Source organism: Cellulomonas bogoriensis 69B4 = DSM 16987, assembly GCF_000767165.1.
Taxonomy (GTDB): domain Bacteria; phylum Actinomycetota; class Actinomycetes; order Actinomycetales; family Cellulomonadaceae; genus Actinotalea; species Actinotalea bogoriensis.
On sequence record NZ_AXCZ01000168.1, the window covers coordinates 1 to 5,904 of the forward strand.

Here is a 5,904-nt window from a genome sequence, read left to right on the forward strand (position 1 = left end):
CGCCGGGGCCTGCGAGGTGGTGCGCGGCGGGGCCGGTCGGGTGCGCGTCGGGTGACCCGGGTGTGGCGTGGGCTCTCGGCGCGTCAGGCCGAGGGGGTGCTGCTGCTGATGGCGACGGTGGCGTTCGTGGCGGGGATGGCGCTGACGGCGGCGGTGATGGACGACAGCCCGCAGGACACCGGCCGTGCGGGTGCGGGTGCCCCGTTGCCGGGCTCGACGGCGCTCGGGCCGGTGAGCCTGGTGCTCCCGGCTGACCTCGGGCCCTGGGCGCCCGTCCCGGAGGAGCGTCTGGTGGCGTTGCGCGAGGGGGTCGCCGGTGACGGTCCCGACCTGGACGGGGTGTGGGGGTGGGTCGCCCCTGACGGGGTGCTGGTGACGGTGCTCACCGCAGCCGCCGGGGCGCACAGCGGCGTCGACCACGTCGAGGGCCCGTTCGCCCCCGATCAGAGGATCGACGTCCCGTGGCGGGGTGGGGCACGGCACGTCGCCGGGTCGGAGGTCGTGGACGGGGTCCGTGTGGTGGTGCTGGCGGCCGAGCTGCAGGACGGGACCCTCGCCGTGATCTCCGTGAGCGGTCCGGACGCCGCGCTGGAGCCCGGTCGTCTGCGTGAGGTGCTGGGCACGGTCCGGCTCCGGTGACCGCAGCCCCCGCGTGCAGCCGCGTGGGCCGCCGGTTCAGTGCTGGGAGGGCGCGAGGGCGAGCTGGACCACCTGCAGGCCGTGGTCGCGCGTGACGAGCTGGGCCCGTCCGGGGGGCGCCGGGGTGGGGCGGGCCTTGCCCACGAGCGCACCCTCGTCGGGGTTGCCGGACAGCACGAGTCCCGGTGCTGCGAGGTCCTTGAGGGCCTGCAGGACGGGCTCGTACAGGGCGCGGCCGGCGCCACCGGTGCGTCGCGCGATCACCAGGTGCAGCCCGATGTCCCCGGCCTGGGCGAGCAGGGGCAGGAGCGGCAGCAGCGGGTTGCCGGTGGAGGTGGCGACCAGGTCGTAGTCGTCGACCAGGACGTAGGCCTCGGCCCCGGTCCACCAGGACCGGGTGCGTAGCTGCTCGGGTGTGACGTCGGGTCCGGGCAGGCGACCTCGGATGTAGTCGGCGAGCTCGGTCATCGAGGTGGTGGCCTGCTCCTGGGTGGTGAGGTACCCGGCGAGGTACTCCTCGGGGATCTCGCCGAGCAGGGAGCGGCGCAGGTCGATTGCGAAGATCTGGGCCTGCTGCGGGGTGTGCGTGCGCCTCACCTCGGCGGCGAGCCCGCGCAGCAGCGCGGACTTGCCGGACCCGCTGTCGCCGAACGCCACCAGGTGCGAGGTGCTGCGCGGGTCGAGGCCGACGGGTGCGAGGCGGGCCTCGTCGATGCCGAGGAGCAGCCGGTCACCGGTCGGGGCCATGTCGCGCACGTCCTGCAGGGGGACCAGCTCGGGCAGCAGCCGCAGCTTGGGCCCGGCGGGCCCGTGCCAGGCCTCGGCCACGGAGCGGACCAGGTGGTCGATCCCCTGGCCGAGCGTGCCACCGTCGCTGGCGCCGTCCACGCGCGGCAGCGCCACCATCGCGTGGTGCCCGGTGGTGGTCAGTGCCCGGCCGGGACGGTTCTCGGGGACGTTGGCGGCGACGCGCCTGTCGATCTCGGAGTCCATCGGGTCCCCGAGCCGCAGCTCGATCTTGGTGCCGAACACGTCCTTGACCTGGGTGCGGAAGTCCATCCAGCGGCTCGCGGTGGCAACCAGGTGCAGCCCGAAGGTCAGCCCTCGTCCGGCGAGGGTCTGGATCTGTGCCTCGAGCTCGTCGAACTCGGTCCTGACGGTGCTCCACCCGTCCACGACGAGGAACACGTCGCCGTAGCCGTCGTCGGCCAGACCCTGGGCGCGGCGCTGCCGGTAGGTCTCGATCGAGTCGATGCCGTTGGCCCTGAAGTAGGCCTCACGCGCGTCGACGATCCCGTCGATCTCGGCGACGATCCGTCGCACGACATCCGGTTCGGCCCTGGTCCCGACGCCCGCGACGTGGGCGAGGTGGGCGAGGGGCGCGAACGTGCCCCCGCCGAAGTCCATGACGTAGACCTGCACCTCGGCGGGGGTGCGGGTCAGGGCGAGGGCGGTGACGACCGACCGCGCGGCGGTGCTCTTGCCGCTGCGGGGCCCGCCGATGATCGCCACGTGACCGGCGGCACCACCGAGGGACAGGGTGAGGTTCTCCCGGCGCTGCTCCAGGGGTCGGTCGACCACCCCGAGGGGCACGACGAGGTCGCCGGCGTCCCGCCACGTCCGGGAGACCAGGCCGAGCTCGGGGTCGGGTGCCAGATCGGGCATGAGCTGGTCGAACGTGGCGGGGACCACCAGGGGCTCGAGCCACACCTTGTGGGCGGGCGGGCCCTGCCCGACCATCCGCTCGACGGCGATGTCGAACGTGGACCGGTCCTCGGGGGTGTCCGGCACGGCCGCCGGCGCCGGGCCGTCGGGGACGGGAGCGCCGATGACGGGCGCCGCGGTGAACATCTCGATGCGGGCGTCGCCCGACCGTCCGCCGGCCCCGGCGGTGCTGCGGTGCCGTGCCGGGGGCGGCCCCGAGACGTAGGAGGCGCGGAACTGGATGAGACTGGTGGTGTCGGGCTTCAGGTACCCCATGCCGGGCACGGGGGGCAGGGTGTGGGCGTCGGGGACCCCGAGGACGGTCCGGGACTCCCCGGCCGAGAACGTCCGCAGACCGATCCGGTACGACAGGTGCGACTCCAGGCCCCGCAGGCGCCCCTCCTCCAGGCGCTGGGACGAGAGCAGGAGGTGCATCTGCAGCGACCGGCCCAGCCGCCCGATGGCCACGAACAGGTCGGCGAACTCGGGCTTGGCGCTGAGCAGCTCGGAGAACTCGTCCGCGACGATCATCAGCGCGGGCAGCGGCGGCAGGTCGGTGCGGCCCGCGGTGCGGGCCTTCTCGTAGTCGGTGACGTTGGCGAAGTTCCCCGCGGCCCGCAGCAGCTCCTGGCGGCGGGTCATCTCGCCCTGCAGGGCGTCCTGCATCCGGTCGACGAGGGTGAGCTCTTCGCTCAGGTTCGTGATGATCGCCGAGACGTGGGGCATGTCGGCCATGCCGGCGAACGTCGCCCCGCCCTTGAAGTCGACCAGGACGAAGTTCAGGTCCTCCGAGGAGTGGGTGAGCGCGAGGGCGAGGACCAGGGTCCGCAGCACCTCGGACTTGCCGGACCCCGTCGCACCGATGATGAGGCCGTGGGGGCCCATGCCCTGCTGGGCGGACTCCTTGATGTCCAGGGCCAGGGGCTGGCCCTGGCTGGTGAGGCCGATCGGCACGCGCAGCCGGTCCCGCTGCAGGCGCGGGCGCCAGTGCACGCCGGGGTCGAAGTCGCGGATGTCGCCGACGCCCAGCAGGTCCACCAGCTCGGCGGACGTCTGGTTGTCGGTCTGGACGGGGCCGCTCTCCAGGTACAGGGGTGCCAGACGCCGCGCGAGGGCCTCGGCGTCGGCGACGCCCATGTGGTCGGCGGTGCCGGCCGGGGTGGCGGTACCGAGGCGCGCGACGCCGAGCGCGGTACCGGCGCGCCGGTCGGCACGGCCCAGGGGGTCGTCGCCGCCGAGCACCAGGCGCAGGGTGTGGGGGTGGGTCAGCTCGTCCCACCGGTCGGGAAGGTGCAGGACGGTCACCCCGCAGGTGCCGTCGGGTGAGAGCAGCGCGTGGCCGGTGGGCAGCGGGCCGTCGACGACGATGACGACGTGCGGGCCGTCGGGCGGGGTCCCCGGCACGTACCGGGGCCGGTCCTGCAGGCCCTCGGGCAGCAGGACCTCCAGGTCGGCCATCGAGGTGCTGATCATCCGGGCCGGCCCGATCGCGTCACGGGCGCGGGTGGACTGCACGTGCGGCAGCCACTTGGCCCAGTCCCACGCGGGTGCCGCCTCCGGTGTGGTGAGCACCGCGACGCGTACGTCCTCGGGTGAGTGGAACGCGGCGATCTGCGCGAGGACGGCGCGTGCGGTGCCCCGCGCGGCGTCCTCGTCGCCGGCGACCTCGACGGTGGCGGCGGTGCGCAGGTCCAGGGCGTGCGGCAGGTCCCGCTGGGTGCTGTGGGACACCAGGAACCGGTGCGCGGCGGACGCGGCCACAGGGTCCAGCTGCGCCAGGGGAGGGGTCTCGGCCGGTTCGAGGGTCACGCACAGGGCCTGGTCGGACCGTCCGGTCCGCACGTGCAGGAACAGGTCGTGCTCGGGGCGGCGCTCCCACACGCGGCTGCGCTCCTCGGCGAGCACGGCCAGGGCCCGGGGGTCGGGGTGGAACCAGAGGGCGCGGCGACGCTGGCTGCGCGCGGCGGCGCGGACGGAGCCGCGCAGCTCGGTCAGGTACGCCAGGTACTCCCGGCGGGCCCCCACCACGGTGCTCTGGTGCTGGGAGCGTTGCCGCCAGATGTTCACCCCCACGAACCCGAGGGTCGCGATCAGGAACATGCCCGCGCCGATCATGCCGCGCGGCCCGGGCATGGCCACGGCCACGAACACGATCCCGCCGAGGGAACCCAGCATCGGGACCATCATCGACAGGGTGCCGCTCATGCCCTCCGACGCGGCCAGCTCGGGGGGCGCCTGCACGGTGACCTTGCCCGTGGGGACCGGTGGTGGGGCCGCGGGTTCGGCCACGGTGGGTGCGGTCACGGACTCTTCCTCGCGTTCTGGTGCCGGCGTGCCTCACGCCGTTGCAGGCAGGTCCGCCCCCGCCGGTGCTGGATCGGCGGGGGCGGACCTGGTCGGGCGTGGGGGGTGGGGGTGCTGCGGTCCTACCAGCGTGCGGCGTTGGCCCGCTCGGTCGCCTGGTAGTCCTGCCCGGAGGCGTCGACCGCGCGGCCGACGTCGGCCAGCAGCGCCTTGATGTCGGTGACCGCGGCGGTCCACTTGGCCCGTGCGGTCTCGTACGAGGCCGACGCCTCACCTGACCAGTTCGCCTTGAGGGGCTGCAGCGACCGGTCCATGTTGGCCAGCGTCTGCTCGATCTGGTTGGCGCGCGTCGTGATGTCGGCCGAAGCGCCCTGGAGAGCGCCGAAGTTGACCTTCAGGTTGCTCATTCGTCGTCCTCTCGTCAGCCCAGTCGCTGGGCGAGCGCGTTCGCGGACTGCTGCGCCTGGTCGTCGGTGGCGGTGTAGGTGTTCTGCGAGGACACCAGGTTCGCCTCGAACTCGTTGAGCGCGTTGATGATGGCCGTCGCGTTCTGCTGCCACCGCTGCATCAGCCGGGTGAACGCCACGGCGCCCTGCCCCTGCCAGTGCGACCCGATGCCCGCGAGGTTGCCCTCGAGCACCTTCAGCTGCTGCAGCAGCTCGTTCCGGGACTGCGCGACTGCGTCCGCGCCGGCCTTGAGAGCACCTTCTGCTGCTGAGACCTCACCCGCCATGAACACCTCCCACACCTCAGGCCCGTCTCCGGGCCGCCACGACCCTGGCACGGTGCCCGGGTCGACGCCTGCTCCAGGCGCCGGACGTCACGGTAGTAGACCCCCCACCTGTGTCCAGACCGCATCCACAGGGTGAGGTGGTCGCCGTGTCGCGTGCGCCTAGCATTGGCCCCGACCAGCGCACGAGCCGGGCGCCGGCGCACCGGGACCAGGAGGGCCGATGGAGCTGCGCACGCGCGTCAGCCTGCGCACCGGCGACCGGTCCCTGGACGTCGTGCTGCCGCACCACACGCCCGTGTACGAGGCGCTGCGCTCGGCGGGCCTGGAGATGTCCGACCCCTCGTCGGTGCTGCTGGACTCCAGCGGTCGTCCCGTGGACCCCTACGCGACCGACGGCCAGTCCCTCACCGACGGCACCGTCCTGCACGTGGTCGGTCGTCTCCCGGGCGTGCCGGGCTCAGGGGCGCAGGGGCCGACGGGGACGCGCCCGGCCGACCCCGGGACGGCGCGCCCGGTCGACGGGG

Annotated in this window: 5 protein-coding genes; 2 read left to right on the top strand and 3 right to left on the bottom strand. The window is 73.9% G+C overall.

Features of this window, described 5'->3' with window-relative positions; all coding sequences use genetic code 11:
* Positions 1–639, top strand: a 639-nt coding sequence (locus N869_RS12280) for a hypothetical protein (RefSeq protein ID WP_232229720.1), incomplete at its 5' end; no start/stop codon positions are given.
* A gap of 36 nt (positions 640–675) precedes the next feature.
* On the opposite strand, the gene eccCa is transcribed toward N869_RS12280, so the two are convergent.
* From eccCa to N869_RS12295, 3 genes are all read right to left on the bottom strand, one after another.
* Positions 676–4,647, bottom strand: a complete 3,972-nt coding sequence (gene eccCa, locus N869_RS12285) for a type VII secretion protein EccCa (protein ID WP_052105506.1) — start codon at positions 4,645–4,647, stop codon at positions 676–678.
* Positions 4,648–4,769: 122 nt separating this feature from the next.
* On the bottom strand, positions 4,770–5,054 hold the full coding sequence (locus N869_RS12290) for a WXG100 family type VII secretion target (protein ID WP_035062124.1): 285 nt from the start codon (positions 5,052–5,054) through the stop codon (positions 4,770–4,772).
* Between the two features lie 14 nt (positions 5,055–5,068).
* Positions 5,069–5,380 (bottom strand): WXG100 family type VII secretion target, encoded by a 312-nt coding sequence (locus tag N869_RS12295; RefSeq protein ID WP_035062129.1) that lies wholly within the window; start codon positions 5,378–5,380, stop codon positions 5,069–5,071.
* Positions 5,381–5,600: 220 nt separating this feature from the next.
* Between N869_RS12295 and N869_RS12300 the strand changes: the two genes are divergently transcribed.
* Positions 5,601–5,904: ubiquitin family protein (locus N869_RS12300; protein ID WP_035062126.1), on the top strand; the 304-nt coding region annotated here is incomplete at its 3' end.